This window comes from Polaribacter sp. (assembly GCF_965656025.1).
GTDB lineage: Bacteria > Bacteroidota > Bacteroidia > Flavobacteriales > Flavobacteriaceae > Polaribacter.
In genome coordinates this window covers 1-2,146 of record NZ_CBFHJT010000131.1, presented here as the reverse complement: position 1 = coordinate 2,146, position 2,146 = coordinate 1, and the positions used below count along the sequence as shown (strand labels likewise).

At 30.8% G+C, this 2,146-nt stretch carries 1 protein-coding gene and 1 pseudogene; both read left to right on the top strand.

Translation table 11 applies throughout. From position 1 onward, the window contains the following. Window positions 1-225 (top strand): annotated as a pseudogene (locus ACTG3S_RS14300) (RagB/SusD family nutrient uptake outer membrane protein); the annotation flags it as partial. Window positions 226-246: 21 nt separating this feature from the next. Continuing rightward, window positions 247-1,803 carry a DUF5123 domain-containing protein gene (locus tag ACTG3S_RS14295; protein WP_439130006.1) on the top strand — a complete coding sequence of 519 codons (1,557 nt, stop codon included), beginning with the start codon at window positions 247-249 and terminating at the stop codon, window positions 1,801-1,803. Window positions 1,804-2,146 lie beyond the last annotated feature (343 nt).

Genomic DNA, 2,146 nt, shown 5'->3' with positions numbered 1-2,146 from the left:
TATGAATCTGATAATGAAACTTTAGATATCTATGGATTAAATAGAGGAGAAGATACAAACCCTGGACCTGATTATACAGCAAAAGACTGGACAAACTTAGAAGACAATAGAATAAACGCATTGTTTAAAGAAGGTGTAAATCCAGATGAAAGACAATTTTGGCCTATTTGGCAAACATTTATAGATACTAGTAATGGTAAATTAGTGAACGATTACGGATATTAATAAAAAATATAAAAACCTATTATGAAATTAAAAAATATAATAAGAGGAATATTTGCTATCTTGTTAATAGTTAATATTACCAGTTGTGGTATCACTAATTATGACGAAGATGTGATAGAAGAACTTTCTTTAGAGAGAGAATTTGCTCCTATCAATCTAGAAGCAAAAATTAGAAACCAAACTACTGTAGAATTATCTTGGGATGGTCGCGAAGAAGTTTCTAATTATCTTGTAGAATTTAGTGCAGATGATCCAGATTTTAACACGGTGTTTTTATCTCAAGCAGTAAGAGCAGATGAATTACCAGTTCAAATAAGATTAGAAGGAGAAACTGTATATTCAATAAGAGTTAAAGCAGTAAGTTCTCGTGGTTTAAATGATTCAACTTGGGCATTAGGAGAAGCAACAACATTAACAGAACAAATAATGTTACCTTCACAACCAGGAGATATTCAAGCACTTTCAGCTACACTGAGATGGGAAGCTGGTTTAAATGTAACTCATTTTGTGTTAGAGCCAGGAACCATCAGATATGATATTTCTGCTCAAGAGAAGGCTGCAGGAGTTGCTACAATTCCTGGGTTAGCATCAGAAACTGATTATAGTGCAACACTATATAATAATACTAAAATTAGAGGAACAGCTGATTTTACTACCGGTATAGACATTGGTAATAACGTAGTATTAACCCCATCAGATGATATTTTTCAAGCAATAGCAGATGCAGCTTCAGGAGATATTATACTTTTTGAGGAAGGAGACTTTACAGCTCAAGTTGGTAGAATTACGTTAAATAAATCAATTACACTAAGAGGTTTAAAACCAGATTTTAAACCACTTTTAAAAGTAGCTTTTACTATTGATGCAGGTGCAGAAAATGTAGAATTGATAGATTTAGATTTAACAGGAGATTTACCAACAGACTTAAATGATGTTGTTAGTTATACAAACCCAGGTAATTTTAATTCATTATTAATTAGTGGTTGTAACATACATGATTATAATCGTTCTTTTGTTAGAGGTCCCACAACGGATGGAATTTTGCAATCATTAACAATAGAAAATTCTATAGTTAGTAATATCTTAACAAATGGTGGAGATTTAATTGATTTTAGAAATGGAGATGTATTAGGCGTAAACATATTGAACAGTACATTTGATAATTGTGCTCCTGGTCGTGACTTTTTAAGACTTGATGCTTCAGGTACTTCTAATGGTAATAGCAATGTAAATATACTTGTAGAAAGTTGTACAATACATGCTTGTTCTAATAGCTCAAGTAGAAGATTATTTTATGTGCGTTTCGATTCAAATGATATTACTGTTAATAATACATTAATAGCAAATACAGACTCAGAAGGTTTTGCAGATAGGTCTGGTATTGACGAATCACCAACATTCTTTAATAATAATTATTGGAATGCTCCTGGTTATCTCGATTCATCTCAATTTATTTTCGATGCTTCAGGTACACATACAGAGTTAGATCCAGGTTTTGTAGACGCTGCTTCAGGGAATTTTACATTAACCAATCAAGATTTGATTGACAACAATGTTGGAGATCCTCGTTGGAGATAATAATCATTTTAAAAATAAATAATAAAAAAGGCAAAGAATTCTATTCTTTGCCTTTTTTACTTTAAAAAATCAACAATTATTAGAAATCATTAAGTTAAGTATCAATAGATAAATATATAGTTCAACAAAATTTATTTATATTTGTAATCGATTACATAAATAATTAGGTAATCTTGAATTTTAAGCTCATGAGAACTTCTCTAATTTGTTTTACAGCCTTTTTATTTTCATACTTTTCTGGTGCTCAAACAGTAACTTTAAATAAATATGGAGGTTGGTTAGAATCTGCTTTTGTAGAATGGCAACCTGTGGATGACGCTACAAGTTATAACGTTTATTTTAC